This window comes from Psychrobacter celer (genome assembly GCF_016107555.1).
Lineage (GTDB): Bacteria > Pseudomonadota > Gammaproteobacteria > Pseudomonadales > Moraxellaceae > Psychrobacter > Psychrobacter celer.
Genome location: NZ_JABASU010000031.1, coordinates 1 through 15,549, shown reverse-complemented (window position 1 = coordinate 15,549; position 15,549 = coordinate 1). Strand labels below are relative to the sequence as shown.

At 47.7% G+C, this 15,549-nt stretch carries 15 protein-coding genes; 2 read left to right on the top strand and 13 right to left on the bottom strand.

Annotated elements, in window-relative coordinates; translation table 11 throughout:
• Positions 1 to 107: 107 nt before the first annotated feature.
• Positions 108 to 695 carry a hypothetical protein gene (locus JFC05_RS11640; protein ID WP_198336987.1) on the bottom strand — a complete coding sequence of 196 codons (588 nt, stop codon included), beginning with the start codon at positions 693 to 695 and terminating at the stop codon, positions 108 to 110.
• 186 nt (positions 696 to 881) lie between these two features.
• A complete protein-coding gene (locus tag JFC05_RS11635; protein WP_227697541.1) occupies positions 882 to 1,772 on the bottom strand; it encodes a D-Ala-D-Ala carboxypeptidase family metallohydrolase in 891 nt (296 codons plus the stop codon).
• A 315-nt stretch (positions 1,773 to 2,087) separates the two neighbouring features.
• Between JFC05_RS11635 and rodA the strand changes: the two genes are divergently transcribed.
• Both rodA and JFC05_RS11625 read left to right on the top strand, forming a co-directional pair.
• A complete protein-coding gene (gene rodA / locus JFC05_RS11630) occupies positions 2,088 to 3,230 on the top strand; it encodes a rod shape-determining protein RodA (protein WP_105245580.1) in 1,143 nt (380 codons plus the stop codon).
• 611 nt (positions 3,231 to 3,841) lie between these two features.
• Positions 3,842 to 4,456: a septal ring lytic transglycosylase RlpA family protein gene (locus JFC05_RS11625; protein WP_075100948.1), complete on the top strand. Its 615-nt coding sequence runs from the start codon at positions 3,842 to 3,844 to the stop codon at positions 4,454 to 4,456.
• Between the two features lie 111 nt (positions 4,457 to 4,567).
• On the opposite strand, the gene radA is transcribed toward JFC05_RS11625, so the two are convergent.
• The 11 genes from radA to JFC05_RS11570 form a co-directional block, all read right to left on the bottom strand.
• A complete protein-coding gene (gene radA, locus JFC05_RS11620; protein ID WP_198336985.1) occupies positions 4,568 to 6,007 on the bottom strand; it encodes a DNA repair protein RadA in 1,440 nt (479 codons plus the stop codon).
• Positions 6,008 to 6,101: 94 nt separating this feature from the next.
• Positions 6,102 to 6,881: an LPS export ABC transporter ATP-binding protein gene (lptB, locus tag JFC05_RS11615; RefSeq protein WP_100749706.1), complete on the bottom strand. Its 780-nt coding sequence runs from the start codon at positions 6,879 to 6,881 to the stop codon at positions 6,102 to 6,104.
• Between the two features lie 54 nt (positions 6,882 to 6,935).
• Positions 6,936 to 7,463 (bottom strand): lipopolysaccharide transport periplasmic protein LptA, encoded by a 528-nt coding sequence (gene lptA / locus JFC05_RS11610; protein WP_100749759.1) that lies wholly within the window; start codon positions 7,461 to 7,463, stop codon positions 6,936 to 6,938.
• A 78-nt stretch (positions 7,464 to 7,541) separates the two neighbouring features.
• Positions 7,542 to 8,123, bottom strand: a complete 582-nt coding sequence (lptC, locus tag JFC05_RS11605; protein ID WP_075100951.1) for an LPS export ABC transporter periplasmic protein LptC — start codon at positions 8,121 to 8,123, stop codon at positions 7,542 to 7,544.
• Entirely contained in the window at positions 8,120 to 8,686 is a 567-nt protein-coding gene (locus JFC05_RS11600; RefSeq protein WP_100749707.1) for a KdsC family phosphatase, read from the bottom strand. The genes lptC and JFC05_RS11600 overlap by 4 nt, the downstream gene beginning before the upstream one ends.
• Before the next feature lie 120 nt (positions 8,687 to 8,806).
• On the bottom strand, positions 8,807 to 9,799 hold the full coding sequence (locus JFC05_RS11595) for a KpsF/GutQ family sugar-phosphate isomerase (protein WP_198336984.1): 993 nt from the start codon (positions 9,797 to 9,799) through the stop codon (positions 8,807 to 8,809).
• A gap of 223 nt (positions 9,800 to 10,022) precedes the next feature.
• Positions 10,023 to 10,517, bottom strand: a complete 495-nt coding sequence (gene hfq, locus JFC05_RS11590) for an RNA chaperone Hfq (RefSeq protein WP_075100954.1) — start codon at positions 10,515 to 10,517, stop codon at positions 10,023 to 10,025.
• Between the two features lie 370 nt (positions 10,518 to 10,887).
• Positions 10,888 to 12,039, bottom strand: coding sequence for a tRNA (adenosine(37)-N6)-dimethylallyltransferase MiaA (gene miaA, locus JFC05_RS11585; RefSeq protein ID WP_198336983.1), 1,152 nt, complete (start codon positions 12,037 to 12,039; stop codon positions 10,888 to 10,890).
• 172 nt (positions 12,040 to 12,211) lie between these two features.
• Positions 12,212 to 14,131, bottom strand: coding sequence for a DNA mismatch repair endonuclease MutL (mutL, locus tag JFC05_RS11580; RefSeq protein WP_198336982.1), 1,920 nt, complete (start codon positions 14,129 to 14,131; stop codon positions 12,212 to 12,214).
• Between the two features lie 45 nt (positions 14,132 to 14,176).
• Positions 14,177 to 14,707: a tRNA (adenosine(37)-N6)-threonylcarbamoyltransferase complex ATPase subunit type 1 TsaE gene (tsaE, locus tag JFC05_RS11575; protein WP_075100956.1), complete on the bottom strand. Its 531-nt coding sequence runs from the start codon at positions 14,705 to 14,707 to the stop codon at positions 14,177 to 14,179.
• Entirely contained in the window at positions 14,697 to 15,311 is a 615-nt protein-coding gene (locus JFC05_RS11570) for a 6-pyruvoyl trahydropterin synthase family protein (RefSeq protein ID WP_075100957.1), read from the bottom strand. The genes tsaE and JFC05_RS11570 overlap by 11 nt, the downstream gene beginning before the upstream one ends.
• Between the last annotated feature and the right edge of the window lie 238 nt (positions 15,312 to 15,549).

The window sequence follows — 15,549 nt, the reverse complement described above, 5'->3', positions numbered from 1 at the left end:
TACTTCTCGGTGATAAAACAAACCGCCATAAAAAATGGACGATGCCACGTGGTATCGTCCATTTTATGTTTCATGTTTTATGATTTAGATTCTATGATTGAGCGCTATTAATGTAAATCAGAGACAGTAACGGCAACATCATAAACCAGATTTTCAGGCTTATACGTCGCGCCATTATAGCTTAAGCGAATCACATGCTTATCATAAGAGCCGACCTGATAATCACCGTTGGCAAAATTATGCAGCGTTGGGACGATAAGCAAAGCTTCTAGCTGACGATTGTCTGTCTGCACAGCAATCACTTGTCCCTCTCTTGCATACAAAAAATAATCGCAGTAATCACCGACCATGACTTCAGCGGTACGCTCAACTACCGGACTGCCTACCTTTTCTTGGATAAGCTTTGGACAGACATCAGAGCGACCAGAGGCCAATCTGGCATAAGAGTTTCTGATATTGTCTTTAATCTCTTGGGCATTTTGCTCAGCTTTGGCTTTATTGTCATTCATGACTGCTTTGTCTGCCCCTGCCGCGCCGTTTTCAGAGAAGCTCTCTGAGCTACAAGCACTGACGGCCAAAAGCAATAAAAAACTGACACCAAAAAACGTCAAATGTATATTACTTGACTGCCAAAACCCTGCCTTCGATTTATCAATCATGGCAGTTGCCACTGTGGTTATATACCGCTTTTTCATAAATCCCACTTGTCATAAACGCCTGTTGTTACCTTATTTACCCAATAATATTTACCCAGCAATCTGGCATGATCAATCAATAAAGCATGCGCCACTTATCGCTATTGTATCAGCACTATTATAACGGCTTTGACCGAAATTTATTAGGCTCTGTGCTCCTTAGGCAAAACGGTCGTTTTTCTTGAGCTAATAGCGACATGATGAGCTACTGCTGGCATGATTAAAGCCCCATTTTCGGTAGCCGTCGGTATCTAGGTGAATCGCCCCTGTGGCATATAGCCCCAACCCAAAGTTGTGCGCTTCTCCTTGATAGTGCCAGAACTGACACAAGCCATCTTGCATGGTGCTCAGTCGCCACAGATCGTCTTGGTATTCTGGCACCCAAATATCTATGGCACTTGCATTCATGTGTTTACTACGCGCAGCACCGCCGGCACAATCATTGAGCCCAGGGCTACGATATACCGACCGTATTTCACTGGTGGCAGGCAGTACACCTTGATGCTTGAGCTCACTATATAATCGCAACGTCGGTACGATGTTTGCCCACAGCTCTTGCGGTGGCAACTGGTAGGGCTCATAGCCACACTTGCTCCAGCTGCGTGCTGTGGTGAGTAGCTGCGACAAAGGCGGTACGTTTTGAGCGCCAACGCGAGCGCTAAGATAACGCTGATAATCAGCCACTTGACGGGCGCGGTAGCTGTTGCTATTGAGCCATGCATGAAAATCCATACTAGAAAAATCACGATAGGTATTATCATAAGTATTGCGCGTGGTGCTATAGCGATTGTTGGGGGACGTATAGCTAGGTGGACGCTGCTTGATATTGACACGCTTGTTTTCTTGTATGGACAAGCTCGACTCAAAATCACGCTGTTTTTGGGCAATCAAGCTTTGCATACTGTCGCCCGATACGGTATTTGCGCCGCTGAGCATGGTCACGCCCGGACTATGATTGGAGTCACTGTTATTAACATAAGCATTTGCCGTACTGTTGCCGTGTCTGACTTGAATACGGCGCTCACTATCGTCACTTATAATAACGGCGTGGGTAGTGATACTGCAGGCACCTAGCATGAGGGCCATCATAGGCTGATAGATTTGCCTATAGAGAGGTTTTTTTGTATGAGTCATCGCAAGAAACTGCCGCTAAAAACGTTTTATCGATACTATCAAATTTTCAGCAAGCAGGCTAAACTATCGCTTCTAAATAGAGGTCAAAAATTTACAAATAACACTTATGCTTAATAGTTTTATAATTACGTGACTTTATTGCTTATGTGTTACCTTATATACGGTAGGCTATCGATACTAAGACAACATCGTTAGGTTTGATGTCTTATTTTTTTTGGCTCCCCCATTTTTTATACCAATTGTCAGCCCCACTTGCCTATGTCTTCTAACCCGCAATACCGTTTTTCACGTCAGAGCCATCATTTAGGCCAAGGTCATGCACCGACGCTGTGGCAACGTATTCATATCGACCCCTGGCTGACCCTCTTGTTATTGACGGTCTGCTGTATTGGCTTGACGATTTTGTACAGCGCCGCCGGTCAAGACGTGGACATGGTCATCCGTCAAGTGGTCAGTTATGGTGTGGCGTTTGCTGTGATGTTTACCATGGCGCAGATACCTCCTAGCGTTTATCGAACCTTTACGCCCATCTTTTATGTCTTAGGGCTTATCTTATTGGTGTTGGTCGATATCATTGGTGAAGTTCGGATGGGTGCTCAGCGCTGGATTAACCTTCCAGGGTTCGGTAGCGTGCAGCCCTCAGAGTTTATGAAGCTTGGGATGCCGATGATGTGTGCTTGGTTTTTGTCCAAGCGCGACCTGCCGCCCTCTTTTGCAAGCATTATCGTTACCTTAGCCTTGATTATGGTTCCGGTGTTGTTGATCGCCAAAGAGCCAGACCTAGGCACATCATTGTTGGTCGCGGCCAGTGGGATTTTTGTGTTGTTTTTAGCTGGTCTATCTTGGCGGCTGATTTCCGCAGCTGCCATTCTTGCCGTACCTTTTGTGGCCATTGCATGGAATTTTTTGTTGCACGATTATCAGCGGACGCGTGTCATGACGCTGCTCAACCCAGAGGCAGATGTCCAAGGCGCTGGTTGGAACATCATACAGTCCAAAACCGCTATCGGTTCAGGCGGACTCACTGGTAAAGGCTACCTTGAAGGCACACAGTCACATCTGCATTTTTTGCCAGAAGGTCATACAGACTTTATCATTGCTGCATTCTCAGAAGAGTTTGGCTTGCTTGGTGTGTTGCTGCTGATGTTTATTTACTGCTGCCTACTGGCACGGGCGTTATATATCGCTTTTACGCATCCTGATGTCTATAGCCGGCTGCTGGCTGGTGCCATCGCCATGTCGTTTTTTGTGTATATATTCGTCAACGTTGGCATGGTTGGCGGCATATTACCCGTGGTTGGGGTGCCGTTGCCATTCATTAGTTATGGCGGTACGGCCATTGTCACCTTGATGGCAGGCTTTGGCTTACTGATGTCTATTCATACGCACAGACCAAGCTAAGGCTACTTTAATCTATCGCATAATCCAACATTCCCCCTCAAGTATCCTTTAGTACCAACCCATGACTGGTTGGTGCGGATAGACATTAATCCTTGTTTTTTACAAATAATTGCGTTACCCTCTTTTTATTGCCCTATGATACATAACCCGTACATAGGTGCTAAAAAACTTTGCATTCAATTATATTTTGGTTGTAGCTCAGCCGTATAGTTAGCGACTTGTAGATTGCAGGCTTGCAAAGACACTACTTAATTAACGGTTTAATAACAAAGTTACACTGAACACTTCTCAAACCCTTGATTAAGTTAGCAATGTGCCTTATATATTTGGCATCGTCTTTTCTCCTAAGATCGTTATCGTTTAAATCAAGTATGTATCGTTAACCATCCTTTGAGCGTTTCATAAGTAGCTAGGTGTGAAAACCACTTATGATAATGACATAAAATTAACATATATTAATACCTATAAAGCCTTTGGTCGTCATCAATATATATCGTGATGAGAAGGCTTTGGAGTGTGTGATACCGCTGGATTACTCCGGCGCTGCGGCTCTCCATCCAAACCTCAGAAGAATAGAGTTAGGTGTTGATATATAAGTTATCGAGGTATCTATGAATAAGCGTTTATCTGGTTTACTGACTGTGTCAGCTGTGTTGTTCGCTGGCTCTGCAGCGGCGACTCATGCAAATGCCGCTGAAGCAAAAACCAATCTTGCTATGATTTCGCAAGACAACGCCGCCCATATCGATCGCGTTTTAAGTGAGCTTAGCCGTCAGCATGACGGCGCATCAAGCTTGGTCAAGTCAGCACGCAAGCCAACATCGTTGGCACTGAGCAGCTCACTACTGGCCAGTGATACCACAGAAGTCAGCAACGACGAAGATGTATTAGAGCGTCTCACTGCCGTGGCTTCTAACTCTGTGAGCAAATTTAAACAAACAGGGCTTGCCTCCTGGTATGGTCGTAAGTTTCATGGGCGCAAAACAGCCAGCGGCGAAACTTTTGACATGAATGGTTTGACAGCTGCTCACCGCTCTCTACCTTTGAACTGCTATGTCAAAGTAACCAATAAAACCAATGGCAAAAGTGTCGTGGTTAAGGTGAACGACCGTGGCCCATTCCATGGCAACCGAGTATTAGACTTATCTTATGGCGCTGCTAAGCGTTTAGGTATCACCAATAAAGGTGTCGGTAACGTATCAATCGAGCGCGTTGCAGGACCCTAATACTGGTTTGACATTTAAAGCATAGCACTAAAAAAGCACCCAACTTAAATAAGTTAGGTGCTTTTTTTATCTTAAAGATCATTCATAGTGTCTGCTTGAGCAAGACTCCCCTCATAACTCAAAAGCGCTTTCGATGGCATCATCTAGACGCTCCACCGCGATGACGTTAATTCCTTTAAACTGCGCCGCGCCTTTTGCAGGCGCATTGGCCTTAGGAATAATAGCATGCTTAAAGCCATGCTTCATGGCTTCTTTGAGCCGTTCTTGTCCATTGGGTACGGGACGGATTTCACCTGAAAGCCCTACCTCACCAAACACCGCTAGCGAAGATGGCAAAGCGCGCTCTTTGATACTTGACGCGCACGCAAGTAATACCGCCAGATCAGAGCCTGTCTCTATCACTTTGACCCCGCCGACGACGTTGACATAAACGTCTTGACCGCTGGTATGGATACCACCATGACGATGCATCACTGCCAGCAGCATCGATAAACGCTGAAAATCTAACCCCAATGCCATGCGCCTAGGCGATCCTTGTGAGTCGTCCACCAATGCCTGCACCTCGACCAATAGCGGTCTTGTGCCTTCGCGGCTGACCATCACCACTGAGCCTGCGACAGGCTTGTCGTAACGGCTCAAAAAAATCGCTGAAGGGTTCGCCACTTCTTTGAGACCTAAATCTGTCATACCAAAGATACCCAGCTCGTTGACTGCGCCAAAACGGTTTTTGACTGCGCGAATCATCCGAAAACGAGAGTCTGACTGCCCCTCAAAGTACAGTACCGTATCGACCATGTGCTCAAGTACGCGCGGGCCTGCAAGGGTACCCTCTTTGGTCACATGACCGACCAAAAATAACGCGGTACCTGTCTGTTTGGCATAACGGGTCAACATCGCGGCTGACTCTCGAATCTGACTGACGCCGCCCGGTGCCGAGCTAATGGCGTCGGTATAGATGGTCTGAATAGAGTCAATAATCGCAATCGCCGGTTGCTCTTGGGTCAATGCGGCACAGATGGTCTCTACATTGGTCTCCGCCAAGACTCGCAATCTATCGGCTGGCAACTCTAAGCGTTTGGCACGCATAGCAACCTGAGCCAATGATTCTTCGCCCGTCACGTACAGTGCACTACCTGCCAACGAGTCGGCGCGCGCCATATTGGTCGCTGTCTGCAAAAGAATGGTTGACTTGCCGATACCCGGATCACCACCGATCAACACCACTGAGCCTGCGACCAAGCCGCCACCTAGCACACGATCAAACTCGCTAATACCTGTCGGCAAGCGTGTATCCAATGTGACGCTCACCGCATTGAGTGGCATCACCGCACTATGTGTCCCTGAGTAATTGCCGGTCGCAGCAGCATTGGCCGTACGAGGATTGCTACGGCTGGCCGCAGATTTGGCCGCGCTTTTGTTATGATGCGGCATGCTGACATTTGGGGCTTCGACCAGACTATTCCATTCACTACAATCGCTACACTGCCCTGCCCATTTACCAAAATGCGCACCGCAGCTTTGACAAACATAACTGCTCTTATTTTTTGCCATAATTTATGAGCCTATTTTAGGTGTTTGATTGATAATACCAATAAACTGAGTACCTAGCCCCTACCATGGTAAAAAAGTATGAAAGATGGATGGCTTATACCTGGAAGTCTTTACCCAAGTATACTGATTTCACTAATTCATTTTCTAGCACTTCACAAGAGGTACCTTCAGCGATAATGGCACCTTCTGAGACGATATAGGCTTTTTCGCAGATGGCCAGTGTGTCTCGCACGTTATGGTCAGTAATCAGGACGCCGATACCGCGATTTTTTAGGGTCAAAATCACGTCTTTGATATCGCCGACAGAGATAGGATCTACCCCAGCAAACGGCTCATCTAACAAAATAAACTTCGGGTCAGCCGCTAGAGCACGAGCAATCTCACAGCGGCGGCGCTCACCACCAGAGACGCTCATGCCCAAAGATTTGCGCACATGCTCTAAATGGAACTCACCGATGAGTTTTTCAAGCTCTTGGCGCTGCTGAGCGGCACTTAGTTCTGTCCGCGTCTGTAAGATCGCCAAAATATTGTCTTCGATAGAGAGTTTGCGAAATATTGAAGCCTCTTGCGGCAGATACCCAATACCTGCCCGCGCACGCTCATGCATGGCGTATTTGGACAGATCCATCTTACCGAGTGTCACGCGGCCTTTGTCCATATTGACCAGCCCGACCACCATATAAAAACTGGTGGTTTTACCAGCACCGTTTGGGCCTAGCAGTCCCACCACTTGTCCTTGTTCGACAGAAAACGAGACGTCCTTGACTACCCAGCGCTTTCCGTAGCGCTTACCCAAGTTTTGCATAGACAGTCGGGTGCTTGAGACCGAGGCTTGCGGTGCGACTACAGGGTCAATACTTTGATTATCACTCATAACTTACTCATGTTTTGCAAAATTCAGGCACGATGACAAAAGCTGCTTTGCCGTCTAACGTATACCACTTTGGCTGCTATTGGCATTGGGCGGAAATACCAGCTCTACGCGCTGATTACCACCGGCAGTGGCCTCAACATCGCCGGCTTTTAGACTATAACGAATGACATTACCTGCAAAACTTGCGCCGTTTTGCACCAGTCTGGCATTACCAGTCAGCGTGATGATGCCAGTGACGGCATTATAATCAATCTTATTGGCTTGACCTTTTGCTAGGCCTTTTTCTCGTGTCACGATTTGCTGCATCGTCGCTGGTCGGCCGGTCGCCACCGCTGAGTTGATACTGCGCTGCTGAGATAGGTTGACCGTGATATTATCTGCGGTCATCTTAAAAGTCCCTTGAGTAATAATCACGTTGCCTGCATAGCTGGTGACCCCTGTACGCTCGCTATACGTGGCCTTGTCTGCCAATAGTTTGATCGGCTGGTTGGCATCTGATGGCAGAGCGTGGCTATAAAGCGGCAGCGCAACCAGCATGAGCATCGGTAGCGCGCGCAGCGTAGACAAAAATTTAGGTTTCATAAACATCACTCGTCTTATAATAGGTAGGAGGACTTGCAGCTAACTGGGCACTGTAAACAGCCACTTTAAATAGACTCTTTAAAACAGGGCCTTGTCCTGACGTTGAGCTGGCGTAAAGGCGACCGCTACTTGCCCAAATTCATAATCACCAGTCTCGAGATTGGCTGTCATAGTGGCCGCTTCAAAACGGTTTGCTCCTTGCTCGATTTTCACAGGTGCTTCGCTATACACTTGTCCTGATTTGGTATTGCCTTTTAGCGTACTGCCCGTCACCTTGATAGGCTCGACCTCTTTATCCGGATTACCTTCACTGATGAGGGTAAAACCGCCAGACAAGCTAAGCTCCCCTGTCTGCTGGCTGATAGCGGCACTCCCAGCCTCAATACGATAGCGCTGCTCGGCAGATGGTTCCCAGTTCATGGTAATACCGGACATCTCATCGAGATTGGTCACAGGGTTGTGGGTCAATGATTCGGCGGTCAGCTCATATTCTGTCTCGCCTTGCTCATTGGTCTGCACAGCCTTGATGTCCGTTGCTTCATAGTCGACATCGGTCGCTTCCATACTGACCGGCGGGGTTATCTCGCCTTGTTGCTGAAAGAACCAACCAGCGATACCAGCGATAATCAATGCCAGAACGATTAATACACGTGTATTCACAGTCCCTCATCCCCAGTTTGCGTTTGCTCAAGTGTATAGTGCGCTATAAAATCCTGATAGTGTCCATGACCCTTTAAAATCAAATCGCATATCTCGCGTACCGCGCCTGTACCACCCGCTCTCGTCGTCACCATGTCGCTGCGTTTGATAACCTCGGCATGAGCATTAGGGACAGTGGCGGCAAATCCTACGGTCTGCATCGCTTTTATGTCTGGTAAATCATCGCCCATATAGGCACAGTCTGCTGCTGTGATGTTGAGCGCAGGATCCAGCATCGCTAACAACTCAGTCAATGCAATCAGTTTATCATCACGACCTTGTACGACATAATCCACACCCATCTCACGGGCGCGCTTATCGACCATAGGACTGCTGCGCCCTGTGATAATGGCGGTCAAAATACCATAGCGCGCCAACGACTTGACGCCGACGCCATCTTGTACAGAAAAAGCCTTGGTCTCGGTGCCATTGGCATCATAAATGATTTGACCGTTTGATAAGATACCATCGACATCCATCACCAAAAGTTTGACTCTCCCTGCTTTTTTGATTAAGTCTTGCATGATATCTCTCTTTTATTATGTTATAGATAGTGATTAAACTGCATGCCCTTTAGCGGCTAATGAGCTTGGTTCTTGTTTAGTGGCGCTTTGTCTTACTTTCTGTACTTTTCGTAATAAAAGTTATTTTACACCAGCCTTTAGTAGATCATGCAAGGTAATGATGGCCTCTAAGCGGTCTTGCTCATCGATGATAAGTAGCTGACTGATACCGTTTTCGTTCATCACGCTTAGCGCATCTGATGCTCGCATGGTTTTACTGACACGGCGAGGATTACTGACCATCACCTCATGCATCGGTGTTTGTAAATCGATGCCTTTTTCTAAGCCACGGCGCAAGTCCCCGTCTGTGAAAACGCCAACCACTCTATCGCTGTCATCAATCACTACCGTCATACCCAAACGCCCAGCTGACATCGTAAAGAGGGCGTCTTGTAAAGGCGCTTGCTGATGAATAAGCGGCAAGTCTTCAGACTTGGAGTGCATTAAGTCTTCCACGCGCGTCAGTAGCTGACGACCAAGCGCGCCTGCTGGATGCGACAACGCAAAATCTTCTGAGGTAAAATTACGCGCATGTACCAAAGCCACTGCCAACGCATCACCTAATGCCAACGTCGCTGTGGTACTAGAAGTCGGTGCTAAATTCAGCGGGCAAGCTTCTTGCGACTTGCCGAGTGTCAATACGATGTCCGCTGAACGGGGCAACATGCCACGCTTATCACGGCTGATACTGATCAGCGGAATCTCTAGACGCTTGACCACGGGAAGTAGCATCTTAATCTCATCTGACTCGCCAGAGTTGGAGATGGCAAGCAGCACATCACCTTTGACCAGCATCCCTAAGTCGCCATGCCCTGCCTCGCCTGGGTGCATAAAAAACGCAGGCGTACCAGTCGAGGCAAAGGTCGCCGCTATCTTGCGCCCGATCAGTCCCGACTTACCCATTCCCGTCACCACCACACGACCCTGACAGGCCAAAATAATATCGCAGGCTTGGGCAAATCGATCATCTATCTGCTCTGTCAACAATGCCAGCGCAGAAATTTCCGTATTGATGGCTTCAATAGCAGTGCTGATAAATTGCTCGTGGGTGAGATTGCTTTGGGTATTACTCATGGATCCGCTCTATTGTTATCATGAATCAATTCACTATTTTACTATACTATCGTCAATATTAATAATATCTTCAAACGTACTGAGAGGCGCGGGTATTAGAGTATCAACGCCCCATTCCATTGCTTGTAAAACCATAAAAAATCATATAAAAAAACCCACTATAAAGCAGGTTTTAATTCAATCAGTCATATCGCATCGCGGCGTTTATCCTGTACTAAGCCGCCTAGCCGTTATCGTCGTGAGACCCTTCGTCTGCGGGCGATTCGAAGCCGCGGTCTTGACCAAATCCACCGCGCTCAAACCCACGATCTTGACCAAAGCTACCACGCTCAAACCCGCGATCTTGGCCTTGACCAAAGCCGCCACGGTTAAAACCGCTACGACTCGAAGCAAACCCACGCTCTTCAAAACCGCCGACACCCGCAGGATTGCCGCCTCGTTCAAACCCGCCGCCTTGATAACCAGTTGGACTAACGCCTTGTGTTTGACTACCCGTGCCAGTAGTGCCGCTACGTGGGTTGCGTGCTGGCACTACTGTCGAGATGGCATGCTTGTAAACCATCTGGCTGACCGTGTTTTTGAGCAGTACCACGTATTGATCAAACGATTCGATTTGACCTTGCAGCTTGATACCATTAACCAAAAAGATAGAGACAGGAATGCGATCTTTGCGCAGCGAATTCAAGAACGGATCTTGTAAAGTTTGTCCTTTTGACATGAAGTCTCTCCTAAATATTATATAATTATGTTTTGAGTGCCAATTATTTTAAGTGTGGCTTTCATTATAATGGCTGAAGATAGATACAATGATACGCTTTCATCAAACGCATCCAAATAAACACGCATGCTATGTGAGTCATTCTACTTTATCGCGAATACGCTTTTCTTGTGAATACGCTTTTATTGTGAATAATTAAGTAACCACTTGTTTCACAAAGACTTTCTATAAACAAAGGTCAGTCAATACCCATAAAAACCGCAATAACTAGGCAATTCCCACTAGTTTACTAGGTTTAAATTATACCAGTTATCTACATTATATTTTGAAACTAATTGTCATTATTTTTTACATATTGATAAAACATGCGTTAATACAAGTAATCTCTGACATGGGCCATGGTATCAAATGTCTGTAGCGTGATTGGATGAACGGCTTGTCGATCGTTAGGATGGGCAAGCGAGTGCGCGTCATTGACCTGCGGATCAGACAGGGTGGACAGCTGCGTGAGCTTGCGTAGCCATGTGTATTGACGCTTTGCCAGCTGCCGAGTGGCATATAATGCCTTATTTTGCATTTGCTGACAAGCAAGCCGCTGCCGCTCACTGGTAGAGACAGCCACTTGATCTTGCGATGACGGGGTTAAAAAAGCATCATAAAACAGCGCTTTGTCTAAGTGGCTGTGCTCAAAGACTGGGTGCTCAATCTGGACGAGATACTCTAACACTTGCCGATAGCCAACGCAGCGCATCGAGGGCATGTTAGGCGTTAACGAATGACGCTCAAGCAGGCCTAGGACTTCAGCAACCAGCCCTTCTTGCCACATGATATCCAAGCGCTGCTCGATGCGCTGATGTAACCACGAGCGCTCTGGCATGACGGCCAGCGCATGCCATTGTTGGTCTGTATTGTGCGCGAGGGCTTGTTTGGGCTGCTGCTGCCAGTCACTGATCGCTGTATCCGTTTGCAGATACACCTCGACCGCGCGAGTGATACGCTGCGTGTCAGTGGCGTTGAGACGCCGATGACTGATCGGATCCACCTTTTCCAAATAGCCATACAGCGCGTCGATACCGTCCTCTTGCCGCCACTGCTCTACGCGCAGGCGTACTGCCTCATCACTATCCGGCACAGGTGAGAGCCCATCTAGCAGCGCCATGTAATACATCATGGTACCGCCGACCAGTAGTGGTATTTTGCCGTTTTGATGACAGGCTTCAATCAGCCGCGCCACATCACTGACAAACTCCGCGACGCTATAGCTTTGCACAGGATCGATAATATCGACCAAATGATGCGGATAACGCGCCAGCTCCTTTGTTGTGGGCTTGGCGGTTCCGATATTCATCTCACGATATATCAGTGCTGAGTCCACTGATATTAGTTCATAGCGTCCTGTGTCGTATAGCTCATACGCTAGCGCGGTCTTGCCACTGGCGGTAGGCGCCATCAAACACACCACGCTGTTGTCCGCCAAATTGGGATTTAAGCGATAAGACGAGCTATCAGAGGAGAGTTGCATAAAACGACCTTTATAAATGATTTTTATATAAATTATGAACCAACGCCACACTAACTGCCTTACACATGCTAAAGCACAATGGCTAATCGCAGAGTATATGATAATTATTGTAGGGTTTTTATGATAAGGCTGACGGGTGATTGGCTATAAAAGACGGGTACTGGTGATATGGTTATGATACTGACGGCGCGGCGGCTGATAGCATCCATGCGATTAACCGACTGCCCGCTACCGAATAAATGGCATGGTTACTTAGCAAAGCCTGTAAGTCAGCCTTGAATGCTAACGCATCTGGCATCGACATCCGCTGCCCTATCTCGCTTAGTTGCTGATTGATATCAGTGGCAATACAAGCTTGATCTGTATAAGTACTATCCGTCCACCGATTGGGCGCAAACAGCAAGCTAAGCTGCGACTGCCATACGGCGGCACTGACAACCGAGCATTGACCTTGATGGTAAAACAGTAACCACGGCAATGTATCTTTATCTATAAATGTATCTATATTTGTAGCAGCAGATTCCATGAGTGGCTTGATACTATGTAAGCTGTCCAAATGGATGACCTCTAAACAGACGAGATCTAAGTAAAGCGTCTTTAACCCATACTCTGTAGAGGCCACCTGCGGCGCGGCATCCTTTGACTCACCCGGCGTCTTAGTCAACGTCTTAGTCGGGGCCTTGCCTACTGGCGTCACCGTTGCCGTGCTATCTGGGTTTTTGGATAGCTCATAGCGCTGCTGGTATTCACTGACTCGTCTGCTGGACTGCCGATACTGCAACCGTGATGAGCTATTGTGATGATCATTGGTGGCTACTGCAGATGACAGCCAACGCTCAGCATCTGACCTATTGTCTGAGCGGCTATTGGTAGCATTGTAATTTGCTGATCGTTTATCTTTTTTGTGAGTAGGCTCATCTGGCAGCTGCGCAGGCATAATGGGCTTTAGCTTAGCACGAACCGCATGATTGAGATGCGCCATGATGTTGTTTAAAGGACTGATCTTAATACGCTGTTTGGTCGGGTGTACATTGATATTGAGCCACTCGGCTGGCAACTCAAAATATAGCGCATAACCCAGACCTGCCAGCCGCGCGCTTTGAGCCAATTGACGCAGCTGATTGCTGATAATCGGCTCTTTGACCAAACGGCCATTGACGTAGAGCAGCTTTGGCATACTCTGTGCCGACGACACTTGTGTTTCGACACTGGGCCACAGCCAGCCATGGACACTGGCTCTATCACCCCCCATCCCAGCATCGGACACGAAAGACTGCTGTAGTAGACCCGACAGATCAAGCATAATCTCAAGCGCATTGGTCGTCAAAGCAACCCCCAATGCTTGCTCTAGCCGTGATAACGATAACGGGTTTGGACTGTTTTGATGGGCATTAGCACTGCAGTTGGTCGCCCAATCTGCCGCCTGATTACGCTCGGTTGGCATTCCATGAGAGGTCATCGGGTTGGATGAGAGTAATAGTCGTTTTTTATTATCATGAAACAGGCTTAGTGCTACGTCTGCGCGAGCCAAAGCCACATCACGGACAATCGCCTCAATATGACCAAACTCCGTGGCAATAGATTTAAGATTGCTGCGCCGAGCAGGAACATTAAAGTACAAATCTTTGACCGTAATCGTCGTCCCACGATGATGCACCACGGGCGTGAGCGTCGGTACATCAGCCAGCACGCCTGCAACCTGTAACTGACGGCCGACGCCGCTATCGTCAGGGCTACTGGTCAAGGTTAAGCGAGAAACCGCCGCCGTCGCAGCCAATGCTTCCCCGCGAAACCCCAACGTCGTAATCCCTTGTAGATTGGCCACATCTGCAATCTTACTGGTCGCATGACGGGTAATCGCCATCACCATATCATCAGGATGAATGCCAGTACCATTATCTATCACCTCGATCATGCCCATGCCGCCTTGGGTCACCCGTATCTCAATGTCGCTTGCGCCAGCATCAATGGCGTTTTCTAGCAACTCCTTTACCACGGCAGCCGGGCGCGTCACCACTTCACCTGCGGCCAGTTGATTGACCAGCAGCGGTGGTAGTTTTTTGATACGGGTCTGAGGAGGAGTCTCTGGCATTTAAAAGGTATCGTTATGGCATTAAAAAAGCAAAGTAGACAAAAGCTAAATATGTAAAGCAGACAGATCTATGCCTTGCGCCTGCCCTACTCTGGATAGACGCAGCTCAACATGCCGATACTCTGTGTCGTTATTACAGTCATCGCTGGTGGCTTGCGTAATGTCGATAAATATGCTGGGCGGCGGCAAGTAGCTGTCTGCTCGGCTAGCCCACTCTATAATAACCAGCGCGTTTGGCTCATCTAGATACTCATCAAAGCCGATAAAAGACAGCTCTTCTGGATCTTGTAGCCTATAAAGATCGGCGTGATAGACCGGTTTTATTGAGCCATCGCTTTGTGCAATAGTATACGGCTCTACCAATGTATAAGTCGGGCTTTTGACTGCTCCTGCATGACCAAGCGCTTGTAACCAGTAGCGGGTCAAGGTCGTCTTTCCCGCGCCCAAGTCACCTGCCAGCCACACACTACCACTTAGCGATAGCGCTGCTAACTGCGCCGCCAAACGCTGGGTGTCATCTTCTGTACGCAGCGTCAACGTTTTGGTGTTTTTGGCTGCTTCTGTATTACTCGACATCACGATTACCTGCCTGTACTTGCATGGTGACTGCAGGATTGGTAAAGCGCTCACCGCGGATGAGCTTGGCATAAAGCTCAGGATCATGCCATTCGCTTCGTACTTGCTCACTAAACTCAAAATCTTCTAAAATAAGCTTACCCATTTGCACGTTTGCCACATCATCAGAAAAGCACTGAGCGTAACCTGTGGCTGTTTCGTGGGCTATCACCGAGTACACACTGACGTCTGCCTCGCCGTTTTGCATTTGCGTCTGCGCTAGGATTTCTTGCGCCCAAAAAAATATCACGCGCGAAAACTGCTCAGCTGAGGGTGACACTGGCAAACTGATCCAGCGCGCGCTGAATTTTTTGCAAGCAGCGATATACTCAGGATCGTCTTTGTTCCAAAAACAAATGGCATGATCAAAGCTGTCAATGATGTCTTTGATCGAGGATTTTAATAAACCAAAATCATAGACCATCTGCCCGTGATCCAAACGCGTGGCCTCAAGTATCAGCTCAATCTGATAGCTATGACCATGAATAGAGTGTTTGCAACGCTCTGAGCTGCAGTTACGCACAATATGAGCGTTTTCAAATTTAAACAGTTTACGAATACGCATGATAATCAACCAAAAAAGTAAGCATCTTCGTGCCAACTATAAATACTATAAATCGTTTGCCGTGAAGTCGTTTGCCGTGCTGACTTATCAGCCTGTGGCCCATTATAGCAAATCAAGATGACTCCGTAAGTAAGCACTGACGAATACATGCATTATTGCTTGCCATATTATATTTAGCAGGTTTTGACTTCCTCCCCTCCCTAAAGTGAGGGGATTCCTTCTGCAAGACGGTCAAGCC

What these genes read in the sequence shown, in the direction of transcription:
- JFC05_RS11570 (WP_075100957.1), bottom strand. Translation starts at nt 15,311, where the DNA reads ATGCGTATTCGTAAACTGTTTAAATTTGAAAACGCTCATATTGTGCGT.
- tsaE (WP_075100956.1), bottom strand. Translation starts at nt 14,707, where the DNA reads ATGTCGAGTAATACAGAAGCAGCCAAAAACACCAAAACGTTGACGCTG.
- JFC05_RS11625 (WP_075100948.1), top strand. Translation starts at nt 3,842, where the DNA reads ATGAATAAGCGTTTATCTGGTTTACTGACTGTGTCAGCTGTGTTGTTC.
- JFC05_RS11600 (WP_100749707.1), bottom strand. Translation starts at nt 8,686, where the DNA reads ATGCAAGACTTAATCAAAAAAGCAGGGAGAGTCAAACTTTTGGTGATG.
- mutL (WP_198336982.1), bottom strand. Translation starts at nt 14,131, where the DNA reads ATGCCAGAGACTCCTCCTCAGACCCGTATCAAAAAACTACCACCGCTG.
- rodA (WP_105245580.1), top strand. Translation starts at nt 2,088, where the DNA reads ATGTCTTCTAACCCGCAATACCGTTTTTCACGTCAGAGCCATCATTTA.
- JFC05_RS11595 (WP_198336984.1), bottom strand. Translation starts at nt 9,799, where the DNA reads ATGAGTAATACCCAAAGCAATCTCACCCACGAGCAATTTATCAGCACT.
- JFC05_RS11635 (WP_227697541.1), bottom strand. Translation starts at nt 1,772, where the DNA reads ATGCTAGGTGCCTGCAGTATCACTACCCACGCCGTTATTATAAGTGAC.
- hfq (WP_075100954.1), bottom strand. Translation starts at nt 10,517, where the DNA reads ATGTCAAAAGGACAAACTTTACAAGATCCGTTCTTGAATTCGCTGCGC.
- lptA (WP_100749759.1), bottom strand. Translation starts at nt 7,463, where the DNA reads ATGAAACCTAAATTTTTGTCTACGCTGCGCGCGCTACCGATGCTCATG.
- JFC05_RS11640 (WP_198336987.1), bottom strand. Translation starts at nt 695, where the DNA reads ATGAAAAAGCGGTATATAACCACAGTGGCAACTGCCATGATTGATAAA.
- lptB (WP_100749706.1), bottom strand. Translation starts at nt 6,881, where the DNA reads ATGAGTGATAATCAAAGTATTGACCCTGTAGTCGCACCGCAAGCCTCG.
- miaA (WP_198336983.1), bottom strand. Translation starts at nt 12,039, where the DNA reads ATGCAACTCTCCTCTGATAGCTCGTCTTATCGCTTAAATCCCAATTTG.
- radA (WP_198336985.1), bottom strand. Translation starts at nt 6,007, where the DNA reads ATGGCAAAAAATAAGAGCAGTTATGTTTGTCAAAGCTGCGGTGCGCAT.